The sequence below is a fragment of the Paenibacillus sp. NAIST15-1 genome (assembly GCF_001894745.1).
GTDB lineage: Bacteria > Bacillota > Bacilli > Paenibacillales > Paenibacillaceae > Paenibacillus_B > Paenibacillus_B suaedae.
Genome location: NZ_BBYF01000012.1, coordinates 183881 through 201949, shown reverse-complemented (window position 1 = coordinate 201949; position 18069 = coordinate 183881). Strand labels below are relative to the sequence as shown.

The following is an 18069-nucleotide window of genomic DNA, read 5'->3' as shown; positions in this document are numbered from 1 at the left end:
CTGACCAATACTAATCGGTCGAGGGCTTATCCTAAAAGATTAAACCCCAAAAAGTGACGTGAAGCTTTGCAGCAACACCGAAACCTTTTCGGGGGCCCCGGATGAACATCTAGCACTAACTTTCGCATTCAGTTTTCAGGGTACAGCCTGAAACATCATATTCCCTGATAGCTCAGTTGGTAGAGCACTCGACTGTTAATCGAGTTGTCACAGGTTCGAGTCCTGTTCGGGGAGCCATGGAGAGATGTCCGAGTTTGGTCGAAGGAGCACGATTGGAAATCGTGTAGGCGCCACAAGCGTCTCGAGGGTTCGAATCCCTCTCTCTCCGCCAGTAATTTGGCCCGTTGGTCAAGGGGTTAAGACACCTCCCTTTCACGGAGGTAACAGGGGTTCGAATCCCCTACGGGTCACCATTACAACTTCTCAATTGGTAAAAATTGAGGGTTGAACAAGTTGAAGAAGTTTGATAAGATATAAGAGTCGCTGGTGAAACAACGACAGCAACATGGACGCTTAGCTCAGCTGGGAGAGCATCTGCCTTACAAGCAGAGGGTCGGCGGTTCGATCCCGTCAGCGTCCACCATTATATCGCGGGGTGGAGCAGTTGGTAGCTCGTCGGGCTCATAACCCGAAGGTCGCAGGTTCAAGTCCTGCCCCCGCAACCAAATATGGAGCTGTGGTGTAGAGGCCTAACATGCCTGCCTGTCACGCAGGAGACCGCGGGTTCGAATCCCGTCAGCTCCGCCATTTATTTTCAAGTGGCTTGAATTTAATAAGATTTCAATGAGGCTTGGTAGCTCAGTCGGTAGAGCAAAGGACTGAAAATCCTTGTGTCGGCGGTTCGATTCCGTCCCAAGCCACCATAGAAATTTAGCCGGTGTAGCTCAGTTGGTAGAGCGGCTGACTTGTAATCAGTAGGTCGAGGGTTCGACTCCTTTCGCCGGCACCATCTTGGAGGATTAGCGAAGTGGCCAAACGCAGCAGACTGTAAATCTGTTCCCGTCCGGGTTCGGTGGTTCGAATCCATCATCCTCCACCATGTAGGGGCATAGTTTAAAGGTAGAACAAAGGTCTCCAAAACCTTTGGTGTGGGTTCAATTCCTGCTGCCCCTGCCAACAATTTCTAATGTAATATGGCGGTCGTGGCGAAGTGGTTAACGCATCGGATTGTGGCTCCGACACTCGAGGGTTCGATTCCCTTCGATCGCCCCATTACCACATTGGGGATTAGCCAAGCGGTAAGGCAACGGACTTTGACTCCGTCACGCATAGGTTCGAATCCTATATCCCCAGCCATTTGCGGACATAGCTCAGTGGTAGAGTATCGCCTTGCCAAGGCGAGGGTCGCGAGTTCGAATCTCGTTGTCCGCTCCAGATGTGGCGCCATAGCCAAGTGGTAAGGCAAAGCTCTGCAAAAGCTTTATTCCCCAGTTCAAATCTGGGTGGCGCCTCCAAACATCTTTTGTGCCCTTAGCTCAGCTGGATAGAGTATTTGACTACGAATCAAAAGGTCGGGAGTTCGAATCTCTCAGGGCACGCCATTAATTTCATAAGCCGGTGTGGCGGAATTGGCAGACGCGCGCGACTCAAAATCGTGAGGGAAACCGTGGAGGTTCGAGTCCTCTCACCGGCACCATATTTATGACAAGACTTTCAAGCGATTGAAGGTTTTTTTTTATTCTCGGAAATGAAAGAATACGATAAGACGATTACATAGTTGCTTGAGCCAGTTTAACAGCAAATTGAATCATGAGGACAGGAAAAATAAAACGCGAAGTAGTCGAACCTATTAAGTCGAACATAGGATGTCCATAGTAGAGGAACGATCATCAGATGGATGTAGATCATGCTTCACGGTTAGATGTAGCTGGGATAGTGGACAAATAGAGTAGCCTTGCAAAGCGAACGAGTAGAGTTTGCTCTGCAAGGCTGTTTTTATGAATAAGACCTAAGTGTTTCAAAGTTTACTCGGGCTGTTTAGTTGGTTCGTTCGTAGGTAGATCGAGTGCTGGCTTGATCTGCTTGCTATGTTCCGGACCGTTGGTAAATCGCTTAATCATTTTCTCAATATCCAGACCGGATACGTCTTTTAACATTTGTGGAGCAGTCGCCATGAGTTGTGTGACATAGTTGCTTACCCGTGCTGCTCCTTCACCATTGCCTGTGTCAACGACAGTGAGCTTGTCGATGGACTTGAGTGGCTCTGCGACTTTGCCAGCGAGTTCTGGCATCATCTTAACGACGATATCGAGTACAGCAGCTTCGCCAAACTTCTCGAACGCTTCAGCAAGCTTCTCCTTCGCTTCTGCTTCGGCTAGACCACGCAGGCGGATGACTTCAGCTTCAGCCGTACCACGCGCACGTTCAGCATCGGCAATCGCCAGACCTTCTAAGCGTTTCTGTTCAGCGAGGGCCTTGGCCTCGGCTTCGATACGATACTGCAGAGCATCCGCTTCCAGTACTTTGCGTGACTTCTCAGCTTCGGCAGATTGAACAACGGCATAGCGATCCGCATCGGCCTTCTTTTTCACTTCTGCATCATACTGTTTCTCACGACGGAGAATTTCTTTGGCTTCCAGATCAATCTCACGTTCTTTGCGAACAATTTCGACACGCATTTGTTCCTCAACAACGCTTTGCTTGGAACGTGCTTCTTGAATGAAGTATGCTTGGTCTGCTTCCGCACGAGCAAGATCTTGGTCTTTTTTGAAAGCAGCAACCTTTAATTCTTTTTCTTTGGAAGCTTCAGCAATGTTCGTATCTCTGAGCAACTCGGCTTTCATTCCTGCTTCTTCCGCTTTGGCCTTTTGGATACGGGCATCACGAACAGCTTCTGCCTCAGCAATGTCTGCATCACGTTTAACGGCTGCGATACGTGGTTTGCCGAGTGCATCTAAGTATCCGTGCTTATCTCGTACGTCTTTAATCGTAAAGGATACAATTTGCAGACCCATCTTTTTTAAATCTTTAGCGGCAACTCCCTGTACTTCCTGAGCAAATCGATCGCGGTTGCGATATACTTCCTCGACGGTCATGGAACCAAGAATCGCGCGCAGATGACCTTCGAGTACTTCTTGAGCCTCACTCTTCAGCGCTTCGGTAGGCTTGCCAAGGAATTGCTCTGCAGCGGTTGCAATATCTTCTACAGTACCGCCTACCTTAATGATCGCTACAGCGTCTGTCATGACCGGTACACCTTGTTCGGTATATACTTCTGGTGTCATTACATCAAGCTTGTGTGAGAGTAGGGATAGAAATTGTGATTGCTGGAAGATTGGCAGGATGAATGCACCACCGCCGCGGACAATTTTCATTTTGCGTCCGGATTCGTCGGTGGATACGTTCTTGCGTCCCAGATAAGAACCGGTGACGATCATTGTTTCGTCTGGGCTGACGGTCTTGTAGCGTGCCCAGAATGCAAGGCCAAGTACGAGTATGACGCCAATAACGATTAATGGGATGATCAATGCTTCACTAAACTCCATGAGATACAGCTCCCTCTATATTTATTTGTATAGGCAATGCCTGAATACACATGAATCCATAAATCGAATCGAAGTGAGAATGTAGGATTTAAGTCCTGTAACAGAAGAGCAATGATGTTAATGGGTTGGACGGAGTGTTTCCTCGTTGAGCGGGGATACATACAGCGTATCTCCCTTTACTTCAACAACGACGATGGTCGTTCCGGAAGGAATGGCTTCTTTGTCGAAGGAGGCTGCAATTTGATTCGTTACTCCAGCTCCGATTCGAACAATGACCTCTCCATAGCCAGCAGCCGGAATCGGAACATTGACCTCCCCAACCTTACCTGCAAGTTCTGTAATGGAGAATCCAATGGAGTTCTCACTATTCTCCATAGGCCTTACATATAGAAAATAGACACCAATGGATACTACAAGTGCACCAGCAAGAGCGGTGAGGAGAATGGTTGTAGAAGACCAAGCTGTATAACGGCTAAGCAGGACTCCGACTGCGCCAAGTGCGGTTAAGCCGCTTACGAGTATGGTTGGCTGAAGTACCGCAAGGTGACTGTCGCCAACTAAACCATCGACTACATGGCTGAGGACCTCTCCAATCAGAAGTGAGACGATGGCGTACAAAACGCCGAATATCAGCAATCCCCAATATAACGTGTGCATGACGATGCGCTCCTTTCTCATCGCTTGAAGGAAGTGACGCCTGCAGCGAATGGGCAGTTATGGAAATATATACGTAATTGGCGGAACTTTGTTTCAACTTCGACTTCAGACCAGTCCAGTATAGGCTCGATCAAAGGTCGGTCAGGTCCCCCGACTTGAGTCTAGGATCAAAAACCGTCCCCGGCCTGTTTTGGGCAAGTGCATTTCCACCTAAAATAAAGACATAAGCAAGACACGACGAAAGGTGGTGACGAACCGAATGCAAACGAACAAAGGTAACACATTCGCTTTTGTACTGATCGCACTGGGAGGAATCATATTACTAAGCAAGTTCGGGATTCATCTGGGCAGCTGGTTTGGCTACTTGTTCCCTCTCATTCTGATTGCGCTTGGCTACTATGGAGTGAAGGCAGGGAATTCATTCTTCGGATGGATCTTTATCATTATCGGAGCGATATCGTTGATTGGCAAGTTGTCCTGGATCATCGGTATCATCGTTGCCGTAGGATTGATTGGTTTCGGGATATCGATGTTGGGAGGCAAGCGCAACAAGAGCCATCCGTTTTAACAAAGGTGATTATTAATAATTGCAAATAGTCGGTTCAAGGAGGGTAAGGCTGAATGAGTGGTATTTTGAAAAGGGTTCGCGACATTACGATGGCTACATTGAATGAACGGTTGGATAAGGTTGAAGATCCTGTTCGCTTGATTGACCAGTTTCTGATGCGTACACGCCATGATATTAATGAGGCAGACCGCCTCTATCAACAATATGTCATGCATGCGAATCAAATGAGAAATCAAATGAATCAAGCACAAGAATTATGTTCTCGCAGAGAGCAGCAAGCGATGCTGGCCTTAAAGGCGGGTGAGGAATTCGCAGCCAAGATTGCATTGCAAGAGAAGCTGATGCATGAGGATAAGGTGCAGCAGTATTCAGAATTGTACGAAAAGAGCAAGGATGCGATTCTTGAGCTGGAAGAGCAATTGAATATGCTCAAGAGCGAATATCAAGCTGTATATGACAAGCGCCAATATTACATCGCTAGAATGCAGACCGTTCGCTTGCAGCAGCAAATGAACGAGCGCTTCGGACAATACGGTGTGGGGCAAGTGGACAGCATGTTCCGCAGACTCGAGGATCGAGTGTCCGGGATGGAATGGGAAACGCAAGGCATTCAAGATGTACGCCGCATGAGCGGCCAAACGATGGGCAACATCAACCCGGAACGGGATATGGCTTTGAAGCGCGAAATGGAGCGCCTGAAACAAAAATTAGATTCAGCAAAGGAGTGAAGTAAGCCATGAACAGAAAGTTGTACCGTTCGACACGGGATCGTAAAGTATGCGGTCTCCTCGGCGGCTTAGGTGAATGGCTTGGATTCGATGTCACTCTGCTGCGTGTCCTGTTTGTAATCGGAGTATTCTTCTCGGCGTTCACACTTATCGCCGTATACTTTGTAGTATCACTAGTAGTACCTAAGGAGCCGTACCAGCCATTTGGACCTACCGGTTATGGCGCAGGCCCATACGGAGGCGGCTATCAAGGTCAACAAGGTTACCAAGGCGGCTACTCCAATGATCCCAACTATTACAACGGACCACGAGCAGCAGGGCCTACGAATCCATACGGCTCCTCCACATATGGTGGAGTGAAGCAAACCAACAGTTATGATGCGAATTATGCATCTTCTAATGATTCTTCCATCGATTCGATGATGATGGATATTGAGAAAAAAGCGTTGAAAAAAGAAATCGAAGAACTTCGCCAAAAAGTAGCGAAGTACGAGAGAGGGGACAAATAAGATGGGTGTATTCAAACGTATTAAAGATATGACTAAGGCTTCTGTACATGAGTTGTTGGATAAAGTAGAAGATCCAGTGGTAATGCTGAATCAATATCTGCGCGACATGGAGGAAGAAATCCATGATGCGGAAGTAACAGTTGCCAAGCAAATGGCAAGTGAGCGCCAAATCAAGCATCGTTATGATGAAGCTATTCGCTTTACAGCTGACCGTGAAGCACAGGCAGAACGCGCATTGAAGTCAGGCCAAGAGGAAATGGCACGCAAGTTCCTGGAAGAAAAACTGTACTATGATCAAAAAGTTGCTGAATACAGCGACTTGCATGCCCAAGCACAGGGCCATGCGGAAGAGTTAATGCATCAGCTGCGCTCGATGAAGGATGAATTCTACAAGCTGCGCAACAAACGCAATGAATTGGCTGCACGTGCACAAATGGCGAAGGCACGCAAGCAGATGTCTTCCATTACAAGCAACCATTCCATCGAGTCAGGTTCTGCGACTCGCGGATTCCATCGCATGGAAGAGAAGATTATGCAATTGGAAGCAGAAGCTGAAGTCATGCGTGTCCCTTACGGCGGATATGCAGGCACTTCATCCAATTACCAGCCGCCAGTAGATGTAGAGAAGGAAATGAAGGTTAACGAGCAATTGGCAGCATTGAAGCAAAAATTGGGTCAAACGGAGCAATAAATCCTTGGGGGATGTCCAAGGTTGTGATATGCTAACATAGGTAGCTTACGGCGATGCGCTAGCATCGCCGTAAGTGCTATCCGCGAATATTTGTGACAGGAGGTGCGACATGAATAAAAACAACCGTTTGCTTGCATATATTCTTATCGTCTTCGGGTTGCTCATTTTGATTGGCAAGTGGCTTAGTTTCGTAACGTTTGTCGCACTTGTAATGCTGTATTTGGGCATACGCAAAGTTCGTGCTGCAGAATTGCGTGTAGGGTACACCTTGCTAGGTATCGGCGGAACACTGTTACTTTTGGAACATTTAATGCTATTCGTCGGAATCATCTTGATTTCGTTAGGGATATTCTATTCGCGTGCCCGCAAAGACCAGAAACATGATCATGTCGAAAAGCGCCAGAATATTACGTCCAGCCTGAAGTGGGATCGAGTTCCGTATATTTTGCATAGCCAGAGCATGTGGCATTTCATTGGGGAAAGTGATATTGATTTGTCCTTAGCGATATTGGAAGAACCGGAAACCACCCTCATCTTTCAAGGTGTATTAGGTGACATGGACATTATGATTCCAGATGACATTGGTGTATATATCGAAGCTACGGTCATATTTGGACAAATTGATGTGGGACGCGACAAAGAAACCGGATTTTTGAACAAGTGGACGTGGCGATCGCCGAATTACGAGTTTACGGAGCAAAAGGTGAAACTCCATATTTCTTACCTCGTAGGAGATATTGATGTCAGGTTGCACATGTAGGACAGTTAGCGGAGAAAGGAGATGCAGAGGCCGGTATGGAACCGAAAAAGCATGTGAATATGGTAGTACGATTAATGGGCGAGACGCTTCTCCTTTCTATCATACTATTCTTTGTCATCATTTATTTGATGCAATCATATGGTTATGTGCAGCCATTTGAGACTTGGATCGACGGAGTGAAGGCGACATTATCGGTGTTGTTTGTCGTTGCAATCATTACGTCGATATTTGCGTTCTACCAAGGTTATCGAATGAAGCGTCGGGTGGAATTGCTGCGCGAATCGATGCTGCTCTTGGAGAAGGGGAATCTATCGCGGCCGATGCCGGATCTCGGCGATGACGAGATCGGCCAGCTAGCTGAACAATTGGAGCGAGTAAGCAAGCGTTGGGAAGAACAAGTGACTTCGATGCAGCGCTTGTCCACGAATAATGCGCAATTGGCAGAGCAGGCTCGGATATCTGCGATTATCGAAGAGCGGCAACGCTTGGCGCGGGAGTTGCATGATGCGGTAAGCCAGCAGTTATTTGCAATATCAATGACAGCTACCGCTGTACGGAGAACACTGGATGTTGATTTTGATCGAGCGGTGCGGCAGGTGGAGCTGATTGAAGAAATGGCTTCCGTTGCCCAGTCTGAGATGCGAGCGCTGCTGCTTCATTTGCGGCCTGTACATTTGGAGGGAAAAGGCTTGACTCAAGGCTTGGCGGAGCTGATCCGCGAGCTTCAGTCCAAAATTCCAATTGAAATCCATTGCGAGATGGATGATCATATTGGATTAGTGAAGGGCGTTGAGAATCATCTGTTCCGGATTGTTCAGGAGGCGTTGTCGAATACACTGCGGCACTCGAAGGCATCACGGATGGAGATCAAGCTGCAAAATCGAGGGGATTTCGTTCGTTTACTCCTTCGTGATAATGGGATAGGATTTGATTGGGACGATAAGAAGCAAGCAAGCTATGGCCTTCGTACGATGCAAGAGCGGGTAAATGAAGTGGGTGGCTCCATTCAGTTCATTACCGCACCTGACAAAGGAACCCGGATCGAAATTCGAGTGCCTGTCATGAGAGAAGAGCCTGGTCTGAAGGAGGAAGAGTTGAACGATGGAGATGGAAACATCGATGATGGACAATCCTATTAAAGTATTGTTGGTAGATGACCATGAAATGGTTCGCATCGGCCTTGCTGCAGTACTGAATACAGAAGAAGGCATTGAGGTCGTAGGGGAAGCAAGCAACGGGATGGACGGAATACGTCTTGCTCAAGAGTATAAGCCTGATGTTGTGCTTATGGATCTTGTGATGGATGGTATGGATGGTATAGAGACAACCCGCAAGCTGCTGCAGTTGTATCCTGACTGCAAAGTGATCGTACTTACAAGTTATTTGGATGATGAAAAGATGTATCCTGTCATTGAAGCTGGAGCATTCAGTTATTTGCTGAAGACGTCCCGAGCTACAGAGATTGCTGAAGCCATCCGGGCGGCTGCAAGAGGCCAATCTGTGCTTGAGTCCCAGGTAGCCTCCAAGATGATGAATCGATTCCGCCAGCCAGCACAGCCAACTGCGGCGCATGAACAATTGACAGAGCGTGAGATGGACGTACTTCGTTTATTAGCGCAGGGGAAATCCAATCAGGATATCGCGGATGATCTGTTTATTGGGATTAAGACAGTTAAATTCCATGTTACGAATATATTGGCGAAGCTTGGTGTGGAGGATCGCACGCAGGCAGCGATTTACGCTTATAAGAACGGATTGGCTGAATAGCCGAGAACCCGAGCGCTTTCCTAGGAGAGTGTTCGGGTTTTTTTCGAATGAACTGAGAAGAGGATGCAGGAATTCTAGATAAAAAGCAGAAAAAATAAGGAAACCAGACCCAAATCAAGAGCGAGGCGTCCACCAGGGAAGAAGGGACTGGCTCTATATGGATCGAATGCGCTTGTATATACTTGATTTGAAGTGTCAGCAACTTGAAGCGATCTGTTTTTCTTTTTCCCTCTGCGCTTCTTAACTGGGGAAGGTTCAACGGATGCAGCAGAAGCGCGCGAGGTAGTAACAATATCGCCGTTCAATATCACTTTCCCTCCCTCACAAGAGGTAAGCCGTCCTATATATTGATCTCCATTCTGCATCACAACACAGACCGGGCGGCCACACAGCAATCGAATGAATGTCTCGTCTATCGGAACGGGAACCACGGTTGGTCAGCCTCCATTCTTGGTTGAATGTATATGTCAGTAGTCTATTCCATGAACGAATGCTAGGTATGGTCATACACCTAGAATCAGCCCGCCTAATTCTAAGAGGTGCTACACTTCGATAAGGTAAGGTGATGGAAGGATGCATGCAGTACGCCGTTCTGCCGTTGCGGCAGTAGGATTGGTGTTGTTAGCATTATGCGGTGCCATTGCACTCATCGGAAGCAATGATCGATGGCAATTGGCTGGGAGTCGGGAATCGGTCGAGAAGCTTGATCTTGTGAAGCGGGTGAACATGCTGTGGGTGCTTGCTGAATTGGTCGGATCCGGGAAATTCCAGACTACGGTGCTCATTCAAGGGAATTATGCAGCTGATGGCAGCAAGGAGAAGAACCTCGAACAGTGGCAGAAGGATGCAGGAATCACAGCGCACCTGATACGCAAGGAAGAACAAGGCAAGGAGGCGTATCGCGGAATTTATATATCGGATTCGATAGAAGCAGCGATTCTGTGGTTTCAAGAAGAGGATGGGCGCGTATACTATACGATATCCATACAGGGATCAGCCAGAACCGGTATGACTCAGTCAGCTGCAGAAGGGGAACAACTGATGAAGAAGCTATCATCTCATTACGGGGCAGAATGGACGGCTACCGTTCAGACAGTAGCGAGCCAATCGCTGAAGGACAGCTTCGAGAGGGCTGAGCGATCGCTACGGGAATGGGGACAAGCAGAACCGCTTGACCGCTATGAGGATGAGCGTACGATCAGTGTATCTTATCAGACGGACTATATGGGTTCAGGGGTGCAAATGAAGCATGGAAATGCAAATTTGCAGCTTGCTGTTCATGAAAACAGGGACAAGGGAGAAACCCGCATATCTTTCGGTACACCGTTGATTGCCGGTGAATATTAATGAGAATGGATTGAGAATTGCGGCTGGATAAGGCAATGAGAATTATACTTGACGTCAAGGAAAGAATGGAATCTATACGGTAAGTATGCTAAAATGGCATCACATCCGAAATAGGAACTATATCAGATCTATAAACGAGTGTAAGGATGATGGAGAGAGATGACTGTGATGCAAAATCATGAATCCCAATTGGCAGAAGGCGCCGTATTCTATATATTCGGTGCTACTGGCGACTTAGCTCGCCGCAAATTGTTCCCGGCTATATATAGTCTATATCGCGAAGGCAAGCTAGGAGAACGCTTCGCAGTTATCGGGCTAGCCCGCCGTGCTCGTACGCATGAAGAATTCCGTCAGGATGTGCGTGCGTCTATCGACGAATTTTGCCGTTACCCGGTTCAGAATGATGAGGAATGGAACCGGTTTGCTAAGCATTTTGAGTACAAACCGTTAGATATTAACAATGTAGATGGCTTCCGCGAACTGCGTGAGCAGTCCGAGCATATCGAACGCGAGTACGATATTCCAGGAAATCGTCTGTTCTATTTGGCACTGGCTCCGGAATTGTTCGGCAGTGTATCGCACAATCTTCGTGATGGCGGAATGCTGGAGAGCAAGGGCTGGCACCGCCTCGTAATCGAGAAGCCGTTCGGTTACGATCTACCGTCAGCAGAGAAGCTGAACGAAGAAATCCGTCAAGTATTCAAAGAAGAAGAAGTGTACCGTATCGACCATTACTTGGGTAAAGAAATGGTACAGAACATTGAAGTTCTTCGATTTGCGAATGCATTCTTCGAGCCGCTCTGGAACAACAAGCATATTGCGAATATTCAAATTTCCCTATCTGAGACAGTTGGGGTTGAAGAGCGTGGAGGCTATTACGATCATGCAGGTGCATTGCGCGATATGGCGCAGAACCATATGCTGCAAATGCTCACGATGATTGCAATGGAGCCGCCTAGCCGCCTGCATCCGGAAGATATCCGCGATGAGAAGGTGAAGGTGCTTCGTTCCTTGCGCCAATACCCAGAGCAAGAGGATGTTCACCGCAATGTCGTGCGTGGACAATATTCCGCAGGCTCGATGAATGGCAAGGAGCTTCCTGGCTATCGTGAGGAAGATAAGGTGAATCCTGCATCTGTTACGGAGACATATTTTGCAGCACGTGTATTCGTTGACAACTTCCGCTGGGCGGGAGTACCGTTCTACATTCGGACAGGCAAGCGTCTGCCAGTGAAGACGACAGAAGTTGTGGTTGAATTCAAGAACATGCCTACGAATGTATACCTCGGACAGAAGCATAAGCTGGAGCCGAACTTGCTCGTTATCCGCGTAAATCCGATGGAAGGCATCTACGTGAAGCTTAATGGTAAGAAGCCTGGGGCGGAAGGCGGCATTCAACCGCTTGCGATGGACTTCTGCCAAAGCTGCATGGTCGGCATCAATACGCCAGAAGCGTATGAGCGTCTGATCTTCGATGCTGCTCGCGGCGATTCCACGTACTTCACGCGTTGGGACGAGGTGGCTACTGCATGGTCATTCGTTGATAATATCGCGAAGGCATGGAAGAAATCTAACGAAGATCTGTTCGCTTATCCGGCAGGCTCTTGGGGCCCTGAGCAAGCAGACAAGCTTCTGCAAGAGGATGGATTCCACTGGTGGCCTGTTAATGGACAGGAAGAAAGTGAAGTTGTCTGGACGAAGTAATTCGTTTCCCATAGATTGATAATCAGCTGTGCCCTCTACAGGGGCACAGCTTTTTTGGTTGAAGGCAGTTTATAGCGAATGGCTGCTTCGCCTTTTCATGTGTCGATCTCGTGACTGTGAAAACAGGATGATTTTAATCCCTATCAAAAAACTCGGAAAAACTATTGTCTTCTGAAAAAAATATAGTTATACTAGATTCCATAGTCTTGTTAACCATCTATCGGGAGGAATCAACATGAAACGCAACAAATTATGGATTATCGGACTGCTCACACTTATCGTCCTTGTGGTGAGTGCGTGCGGTAACAATTCTACTCCTGCGAAGGATTCAACGTCTTCTATGGCGGAAGGGACAGGCCAACCGAAGGATGGAGGCAATATTATTATTGCAGTACAAGAGGATCCTCGTGTATTGAACCCATTGTATTCGAATGACCGTGTTACGTTGACGATAAATCAAACCTTGTACGCACCATTGTATACGGTGGAAGACGGAGGCAAGAAGAAATTCGTACTCGCGGAGAGCATTACTCCATCGAAGGATTTCTTGACTTACACGCTGAAGCTTCGCAAAGGATTGACATGGCATGACGGCAAGCCGCTTACAGCAGATGATGTTGTCTTCACAATCAACAGCATCTTGGATGAGAAGCAGCACAGCACGGATCGTGAATCCTACATTTTCAACGGCAAGCCGTTGCAGGCGAAGAAAGTAGATGACGTAACTGTCGATTTGGTTCTTCCACAGCCATCTGCTTCCTTTGAAGGAATCTTTGCTTCGTTCAAGCCGATTCCGAAGCATATCTTCGAAGGCGAAGCTGATATTGAGAAGAGCACGAAGAATGCAGCTCCAATTGGTTCTGGCGCTTATAAGTTCAAAGAATATCGCCCAGGCGAATATGTAACATTGGAGCGCTTCGATAATTATTTCGCAGGCAAGGGTCATCTGGATCAAGTCATCTACCGCATTGCGAAAGATCCGAATGCAGCGAACCTGGCATTGCAGAACGGTGAATTGAATATGCGCAAGGTTGAACCAGCGGATTACAACAAGTTGAATACGAGCGGCAAGCTGAACATGGTTGTATACCCTGAAGGCCGCTTGAACTATCTGGTGTTCAATATGAACATCGATGCGATGAAGAAGAAGGAAGTCCGTCAAGCGATTTCCTATGCAATTAACAAGCAAGAACTGATTCCGCTAGCTTATGGCTCTGCAGAATTTGCAGACCCAGCGGCGTCCATCTTTACACCGGATACAACGTATTACACAGCGGATGTTGAGAAGTATGACTACAATGCGGAGAAAGCCAAAGAATTGCTTAAGCAGGCTGGCGTAAGCAACTTGAAGCTGAAGCTTGCTTACTCGAATGCAAGCAAGATTCAAACAAGCCAAGCACTCTACATTCAACAAAAGCTGAAAGAAGTAGGTATTGAAGTTGAATTGCTGCCGCTTGAATCCGGCACGTTCTCCAATATGTCGCTTGATCCGAACAACACGAAATTCGATTTGTCCTTCAATGGTTATGTAATGGGAACTGAACCGGATTCGTACAAATCGCTCTACTTGAGCAATCAACTGTACAACTACGGCCATTACAACAACCCAGAACTCGATAAACTGTGGGAACAAGCTGCTGTAGAGATGGACAGCACGAAGCGTGGCGAACTGTACAAGCAAATTCAACAAACGATTGCCAGCGAGGCGGTTGTATATCCGATTGCAAACGACAAAGCGATCATCGCGGTAGACAAACGTTATGGCGGTCTTGATGAAGCGGTTGCGAAGCCGGTCTTCATGTTCGAAGATTTGTCCAAACTTTATCTGAACTAAGCACGATAATTTGATATCGAACATAAACATCCAGAATACAGGCGCCAGCAAGGGCTGGCGTCTGCACGGAGGGAATTGAATTGCAGAAATACATCTTGCGACGCGTTCTGCAAGCCATTCCACTGCTCTGGTTTATTTCAATCGTATCATTCGCGCTCATTAAACTAGCACCGGGAGACCCGGTGCTTTCGTTCGTCACACCGAACATGAACGCGGAGGATGTAGAGCGAATCCGTCATGACCTTGGATTGACGGAACCGATTATTGTGCAGTATTGGAACTGGCTTAAAAATGTATTTTCAGGAGATTTAGGTTATTCACTGATGAGCCATCGGCCGGTGACGGAGCTCATTTTAGAACGGCTGCCTGCGACGATTGGCCTTATGGGATCCGCTATGTTGATCTCACTTCTCATTTCGGTACCACTTAGCATGTACGCTGCGTCACGTAAAAATCGTCTCAGTGACCGCGGCCTTAGCCTGCTGTCTTATATCGGAATCTCGATCCCGAGCTTCTGGTTTGGCATTATGCTGATTTATATTTTTGCGTTGAAATTAAACTTGCTCCCAAGTATGGGGATGCGAACAATCGGGGTAGATTCCGCACTTGATATTTTGAAGCACGGAATTCTGCCTTGTACGGTACTGACTTTCATGAATGTATCGGTCTATATGCGTTACATTCGTTCGCATACGATAAGTCAGCTGGAAGAGGACTACGTTCAAATTCAGTACGCTTACGGAGCTACTCGCGGCACGGTATTGCGTCGTCATGTGCTGAAAAATGTTCTGCTGCCTGTCATTACAATTCTCGGTATGTCCTTCCCTGAACTGATTGCCGGAGCATTCATTACGGAATCGGTATTCTCATGGCCAGGGATGGGGGCACTCGGGATTACTTCGGTATTTCAGCTGGATTACCCTGTCATCATGGGCATTACGATGATCTCTTCCGTTATGCTGGTTGTCGGGAACTTGGTTGCTGACCTGCTGTACGGCGTAGTAGATCCACGAATTAAGACAACGGGGTGAGTCAGATGAACCGAATGATATGGCGAAATATCGCTACACAATTGAAAGAACAGAAGCTGGCTCTGGTAGCATTGATTCTACTCGCGGTTCTCATTATCGCTTCCACCTTGGCATTTTTGAGCCCGCATGATCCCGACAAGATGGTCGTGACGGAGACACTTCAGTCCCCAAGCGCATCTCATTGGTTCGGTACAGATGACCAAGGGCGCGATGTGTTCGCACGGGCATTGTATGGCGGACGTATTTCACTTAGTGTCGGATTTTTGTCGATGTTTATCGCAGTGCTGGTAGGAACTGCTGTAGGTACAATTAGTGGTTATTTTGGCGGCTGGATTGATAATACGTTGATGCGTATCGTTGATATTTTAATGTCGATACCATCCTTCTTCTTAATGCTTATTCTGAATGCTTACTTGAAGCCAGGGATTACCACGATCGTGCTGATCATCGGCCTGCTTAGCTGGATGAACATATCCCGAATTGTGCGTGCGGAGACATTGTCCGTCAAGGAGCGGGAATATGTCCTGTATGCGCGAGTATCAGGCCAGAGCACGTTCGGCATCATTTGGAAGCATATCATTCCGAATATTATGCCTACGATTATTGTTACGGCGACGATCAATATTGCAGGGGCAATTATGATGGAGTCGTCACTAAGCTTCCTTGGTCTCGGGGTACAGCCGCCGAACGCGTCATGGGGAAGTATGTTGAACAGCGCACAAGGATATATCGGGGAGGCGCCTTATATGGCTTTGTTCCCTGGATTGCTTATCTTGGTTACAGTGCTGTCGTTCAACTTCCTAGGCGATGTGCTGCGTGTTGCCTTTGAACCAAAAGCGAATCAACGTTAGTCCATTATAAGCTGGGTTAGGTTCTAGGATGCAGTGTGTGCACTGTAGAGAGCAGATAGTTGGATCGTCTAACGATACAGATGCAGGGCTAACGATACTATACAACGGAGTGAGACTTATGAATGAACTGCTATCCGTTCAACAACTGAGAACTTCGTTCCACACACGCGACGGAGAAGTGCAGTCTGTCCGGGGCGTCAGCTTCGATGTTCATGAAGGCGAAGTCATCGGCATCGTCGGTGAATCAGGCAGCGGCAAGAGCGTGACAGCGAAGTCTCTCATTGGATTAATACAACATCCGGGACAGATTAAGAGCGGTCAAGTGCTGTTCCACGGAGATAACCTATTAGATATGTCAGAAAAGGAATTGCGGCGCATTCGGGGTAATCGGATTGCAATGATTTTCCAAGATCCGATGACGTCGCTAAATCCGGTAGTTAAGGTAGGCGCACAGATCGTAGAGGTATTGCAGCGTCATCAGAAGCTGTCGAAGACGGAAGCACGAAAGCGGGCAATCGAACTGCTGCGTCAGGTTGGTATTCCTTCGCCCGAGCAGCGCATCGATCAGTACCCGCATGAATTCAGCGGTGGGATGCGTCAGCGGGCCATGATCGCAATGGCGCTCTCCTGCCAGCCCGAGCTGCTTATTGCAGATGAGCCGACCACTGCGCTCGACGTCACGATTCAGGCACAGATTCTGGGATTGATGAAGGAGCTCCGGGATACGACGCGGACCGCCATTCTACTCATTACGCATGACTTGGGCGTTGTAGCGCAAGTGTGTACGAGGGTTATCGTCATGTATGGCGGGTTGATTATGGAAGAGGGTACGGTTGAGGATATCTTCGAGCGTCCTCGTCACCCATACACGAAGGGATTGCTTCGCTCGATTCCGAAAGTATCGACAGGGACACGCGAGCGTCTCGCTACGATTGAGGGAACGCCGCCGAACCTGCTACATCCGCCGGAAGGCTGCCCATTTATGGAGCGCTGCCCTTCTGCGATGGACAAGTGCAGACAAATGCCTCCGGTCGTTACGACCGATCCAGGTCATCGTTCGCTATGCTGGCTTGTGCATGAAGAAGAAGAGCAGCGTCTGGAACGATTGGAGAGGGGGCTGTCAAATGAGTAACCAAAAAGAAATTTTGCTAGACGTTCGTGGACTAAAAAAGTACTTCCCAGCCTCCAAATCACTGCTCGGCCGTCCACAGAAAGTATTGAAAGCAGTAGATGATGTCAGTTTCCATATTCATAAAGGGGAGACGTTCGGACTTGTCGGAGAATCAGGCTGTGGGAAGTCAACGACAGGACGTTCGATTGTAAGACTATATGATGTAACGGATGGAGAAGTTCTGTTCGACGGTCAAAACATCGCGACAATGAACGAGAAGCAGCTGAAGCCGTTCCGCAAGCGAATGCAGACGATATTCCAGGATCCCTATTCTTCGTTGAATCCTGGCATGAACGTGACTCAACTCATTAGTGAACCGATGGCGATCCATGGCGTCGTGAACCGGAAGGATCAGCGTAATATGGTATTGTCTTTGCTGGAGAAGGTAGGACTGAAGCCAGAGCATGCGGAGCGTTATCCGCATGAGTTCAGCGGCGGTCAGCGTCAACGGATCAGTATTGCGCGCGCACTGTCGGTACGGCCTGAGTTCATCTTGTGCGATGAGCCAATCTCGGCACTTGACGTATCCGTACAAGCCCAAGTGGTGAATATGCTGGAGGACTTGCAGGAAGAGTATGGGTTGACTTATCTGTTCATCGCGCATGACCTATCCATGGTAAGACATATATCGGATCGGATCGGCGTGATGTACTTGGGCAAGCTGGTCGAGGTCGCTCCTAGCGATGATTTGTACAACCATCCTGCACACCCCTATACGCAGGCGCTGCTCTCCGCAATCCCTGTACCGGATCCGAAGCAGGCTGGTTCAGCGATCTCGATGCTTCAGGGAGATTTGCCAAGTCCGCTCGCAGATATGCAAGGGTGCAAGTTCGCATCGCGTTGTCCATTTGCCACGGAACGCTGCCGTCAGGAGGAGCCGAAGTGGCGGGAAATCTCGCCTGGGCATTATGCGGCTTGCCATTTGAATGATGGTCAAGTGTAAGTGGTGCAATTATATTAGCTCGT

The 18069-nt window shown here is 48.1% G+C and carries 17 protein-coding genes and 16 tRNA genes; 30 read left to right on the top strand and 3 right to left on the bottom strand.

Going from position 1 to position 18069, the window contains the following annotated elements:
- Positions 1-161: 161 nt before the first annotated feature.
- The 16 genes from PBN151_RS22315 to PBN151_RS22240 all read left to right on the top strand — a co-directional run bounded on the left by PBN151_RS22315 (position 162) and on the right by PBN151_RS22240 (position 1636).
- Positions 162-237 (top strand) — tRNA-Asn (locus tag PBN151_RS22315).
- Position 238: 1 nt separating this feature from the next.
- Positions 239-331: transfer RNA gene (locus PBN151_RS22310), tRNA-Ser, on the top strand.
- Between the two features lie 7 nt (positions 332-338).
- Positions 339-413: transfer RNA gene (locus tag PBN151_RS22305), tRNA-Glu, on the top strand.
- A 94-nt stretch (positions 414-507) separates the two neighbouring features.
- A tRNA-Val gene (locus PBN151_RS22300) sits at positions 508-583 on the top strand.
- A 6-nt stretch (positions 584-589) separates the two neighbouring features.
- A tRNA-Met gene (locus tag PBN151_RS22295) sits at positions 590-665 on the top strand.
- Positions 666-670: 5 nt separating this feature from the next.
- Positions 671-747, top strand: a tRNA-Asp gene (locus PBN151_RS22290).
- A 40-nt stretch (positions 748-787) separates the two neighbouring features.
- Positions 788-863, top strand: a tRNA-Phe gene (locus PBN151_RS22285).
- A 10-nt stretch (positions 864-873) separates the two neighbouring features.
- A tRNA-Thr gene (locus PBN151_RS22280) sits at positions 874-949 on the top strand.
- A gap of 4 nt (positions 950-953) precedes the next feature.
- Positions 954-1039: transfer RNA gene (locus tag PBN151_RS22275), tRNA-Tyr, on the top strand.
- 3 nt (positions 1040-1042) lie between these two features.
- Positions 1043-1116, top strand: a tRNA-Trp gene (locus PBN151_RS22270).
- Positions 1117-1136: 20 nt separating this feature from the next.
- Positions 1137-1212: transfer RNA gene (locus tag PBN151_RS22265), tRNA-His, on the top strand.
- A 9-nt stretch (positions 1213-1221) separates the two neighbouring features.
- A tRNA-Gln gene (locus PBN151_RS22260) sits at positions 1222-1296 on the top strand.
- 3 nt (positions 1297-1299) lie between these two features.
- A tRNA-Gly gene (locus PBN151_RS22255) sits at positions 1300-1374 on the top strand.
- A 5-nt stretch (positions 1375-1379) separates the two neighbouring features.
- Positions 1380-1454 (top strand) — tRNA-Cys (locus PBN151_RS22250).
- A gap of 10 nt (positions 1455-1464) precedes the next feature.
- A tRNA-Arg gene (locus PBN151_RS22245) sits at positions 1465-1541 on the top strand.
- A gap of 12 nt (positions 1542-1553) precedes the next feature.
- Positions 1554-1636 (top strand) — tRNA-Leu (locus PBN151_RS22240).
- A 328-nt stretch (positions 1637-1964) separates the two neighbouring features.
- Here PBN151_RS22240 and PBN151_RS22235 read toward each other — a convergent pair.
- Positions 1965-3485 carry a flotillin lipid rafts scaffold protein FloT gene (locus tag PBN151_RS22235; RefSeq protein WP_072730721.1) on the bottom strand — a complete coding sequence of 507 codons (1521 nt, stop codon included), beginning with the start codon at positions 3483-3485 and terminating at the stop codon, positions 1965-1967.
- Between the two features lie 117 nt (positions 3486-3602).
- A complete protein-coding gene (locus PBN151_RS22230) occupies positions 3603-4142 on the bottom strand; it encodes an NfeD family membrane protein (protein WP_072730720.1) in 540 nt (179 codons plus the stop codon).
- Between the two features lie 259 nt (positions 4143-4401).
- On the opposite strand from PBN151_RS22230, the gene PBN151_RS22225 reads away from it, so the two are divergent.
- From PBN151_RS22225 to PBN151_RS22195, 7 genes are all read left to right on the top strand, one after another.
- Positions 4402-4710 (top strand): LiaF transmembrane domain-containing protein, encoded by a 309-nt coding sequence (locus tag PBN151_RS22225; RefSeq protein WP_021254299.1) that lies wholly within the window; start codon positions 4402-4404, stop codon positions 4708-4710.
- Between the two features lie 53 nt (positions 4711-4763).
- On the top strand, positions 4764-5438 hold the full coding sequence (locus PBN151_RS22220; protein WP_021254298.1) for a PspA/IM30 family protein: 675 nt from the start codon (positions 4764-4766) through the stop codon (positions 5436-5438).
- Positions 5439-5446: 8 nt separating this feature from the next.
- Positions 5447-5947: a PspC domain-containing protein gene (locus tag PBN151_RS22215; protein ID WP_021258624.1), complete on the top strand. Its 501-nt coding sequence runs from the start codon at positions 5447-5449 to the stop codon at positions 5945-5947.
- Position 5948: 1 nt separating this feature from the next.
- Entirely contained in the window at positions 5949-6638 is a 690-nt protein-coding gene (locus tag PBN151_RS22210) for a PspA/IM30 family protein (RefSeq protein ID WP_021254296.1), read from the top strand.
- Between the two features lie 109 nt (positions 6639-6747).
- On the top strand, positions 6748-7398 hold the full coding sequence (gene liaF / locus PBN151_RS22205; RefSeq protein ID WP_021254295.1) for a cell wall-active antibiotics response protein LiaF: 651 nt from the start codon (positions 6748-6750) through the stop codon (positions 7396-7398).
- 35 nt (positions 7399-7433) lie between these two features.
- Positions 7434-8537, top strand: coding sequence for a sensor histidine kinase (locus PBN151_RS22200; RefSeq protein ID WP_021254294.1), 1104 nt, complete (start codon positions 7434-7436; stop codon positions 8535-8537).
- On the top strand, positions 8521-9165 hold the full coding sequence (locus PBN151_RS22195) for a response regulator transcription factor (protein WP_174807476.1): 645 nt from the start codon (positions 8521-8523) through the stop codon (positions 9163-9165). The genes PBN151_RS22200 and PBN151_RS22195 overlap by 17 nt, the downstream gene beginning before the upstream one ends.
- A 74-nt stretch (positions 9166-9239) precedes the next feature.
- Here PBN151_RS22195 and PBN151_RS22190 read toward each other — a convergent pair whose 3' ends face one another.
- Positions 9240-9596, bottom strand: coding sequence for a hypothetical protein (locus PBN151_RS22190; protein WP_072730719.1), 357 nt, complete (start codon positions 9594-9596; stop codon positions 9240-9242).
- Between the two features lie 142 nt (positions 9597-9738).
- Here PBN151_RS22190 and PBN151_RS22185 point away from each other — a divergent pair, with 142 nt between their 5' ends.
- From PBN151_RS22185 to PBN151_RS22155, 7 genes are all read left to right on the top strand, one after another.
- Entirely contained in the window at positions 9739-10512 is a 774-nt protein-coding gene (locus PBN151_RS22185; RefSeq protein ID WP_072730718.1) for a YwmB family TATA-box binding protein, read from the top strand.
- Between the two features lie 159 nt (positions 10513-10671).
- On the top strand, positions 10672-12216 hold the full coding sequence (zwf, locus tag PBN151_RS22180) for a glucose-6-phosphate dehydrogenase (RefSeq protein WP_021254290.1): 1545 nt from the start codon (positions 10672-10674) through the stop codon (positions 12214-12216).
- Positions 12217-12451: 235 nt separating this feature from the next.
- Positions 12452-14050, top strand: coding sequence for an ABC transporter substrate-binding protein (locus PBN151_RS22175; RefSeq protein WP_072730717.1), 1599 nt, complete (start codon positions 12452-12454; stop codon positions 14048-14050).
- Positions 14051-14130: 80 nt separating this feature from the next.
- Positions 14131-15081, top strand: a complete 951-nt coding sequence (locus PBN151_RS22170; protein ID WP_072730716.1) for an ABC transporter permease — start codon at positions 14131-14133, stop codon at positions 15079-15081.
- A 5-nt stretch (positions 15082-15086) separates the two neighbouring features.
- Positions 15087-15932 (top strand): ABC transporter permease, encoded by an 846-nt coding sequence (locus PBN151_RS22165; protein WP_021254287.1) that lies wholly within the window; start codon positions 15087-15089, stop codon positions 15930-15932.
- Between the two features lie 118 nt (positions 15933-16050).
- Positions 16051-17064 carry an ABC transporter ATP-binding protein gene (locus PBN151_RS22160; RefSeq protein WP_036667646.1) on the top strand — a complete coding sequence of 338 codons (1014 nt, stop codon included), beginning with the start codon at positions 16051-16053 and terminating at the stop codon, positions 17062-17064.
- Positions 17057-18046: an ABC transporter ATP-binding protein gene (locus PBN151_RS22155; RefSeq protein ID WP_072730715.1), complete on the top strand. Its 990-nt coding sequence runs from the start codon at positions 17057-17059 to the stop codon at positions 18044-18046. Before PBN151_RS22160 ends, PBN151_RS22155 begins: the two co-directional genes overlap by 8 nt.
- The last annotated feature ends 23 nt before the right edge of the window (positions 18047-18069 follow it).

What these genes read in the sequence shown, in the direction of transcription:
- PBN151_RS22220 (WP_021254298.1), top strand. Translation starts at nt 4,764, where the DNA reads ATGAGTGGTATTTTGAAAAGGGTTCGCGACATTACGATGGCTACATTG.
- PBN151_RS22215 (WP_021258624.1), top strand. Translation starts at nt 5,447, where the DNA reads ATGAACAGAAAGTTGTACCGTTCGACACGGGATCGTAAAGTATGCGGT.
- PBN151_RS22185 (WP_072730718.1), top strand. Translation starts at nt 9,739, where the DNA reads ATGCATGCAGTACGCCGTTCTGCCGTTGCGGCAGTAGGATTGGTGTTG.
- PBN151_RS22195 (WP_174807476.1), top strand. Translation starts at nt 8,521, where the DNA reads ATGGACAATCCTATTAAAGTATTGTTGGTAGATGACCATGAAATGGTT.
- PBN151_RS22230 (WP_072730720.1), bottom strand. Translation starts at nt 4,142, where the DNA reads ATGCACACGTTATATTGGGGATTGCTGATATTCGGCGTTTTGTACGCC.
- PBN151_RS22165 (WP_021254287.1), top strand. Translation starts at nt 15,087, where the DNA reads ATGAACCGAATGATATGGCGAAATATCGCTACACAATTGAAAGAACAG.
- PBN151_RS22235 (WP_072730721.1), bottom strand. Translation starts at nt 3,485, where the DNA reads ATGGAGTTTAGTGAAGCATTGATCATCCCATTAATCGTTATTGGCGTC.
- liaF (WP_021254295.1), top strand. Translation starts at nt 6,748, where the DNA reads ATGAATAAAAACAACCGTTTGCTTGCATATATTCTTATCGTCTTCGGG.
- PBN151_RS22225 (WP_021254299.1), top strand. Translation starts at nt 4,402, where the DNA reads ATGCAAACGAACAAAGGTAACACATTCGCTTTTGTACTGATCGCACTG.
- PBN151_RS22210 (WP_021254296.1), top strand. Translation starts at nt 5,949, where the DNA reads ATGGGTGTATTCAAACGTATTAAAGATATGACTAAGGCTTCTGTACAT.
- PBN151_RS22160 (WP_036667646.1), top strand. Translation starts at nt 16,051, where the DNA reads ATGAATGAACTGCTATCCGTTCAACAACTGAGAACTTCGTTCCACACA.
- PBN151_RS22175 (WP_072730717.1), top strand. Translation starts at nt 12,452, where the DNA reads ATGAAACGCAACAAATTATGGATTATCGGACTGCTCACACTTATCGTC.
- zwf (WP_021254290.1), top strand. Translation starts at nt 10,672, where the DNA reads ATGACTGTGATGCAAAATCATGAATCCCAATTGGCAGAAGGCGCCGTA.
- PBN151_RS22200 (WP_021254294.1), top strand. Translation starts at nt 7,434, where the DNA reads ATGGAACCGAAAAAGCATGTGAATATGGTAGTACGATTAATGGGCGAG.
- PBN151_RS22155 (WP_072730715.1), top strand. Translation starts at nt 17,057, where the DNA reads ATGAGTAACCAAAAAGAAATTTTGCTAGACGTTCGTGGACTAAAAAAG.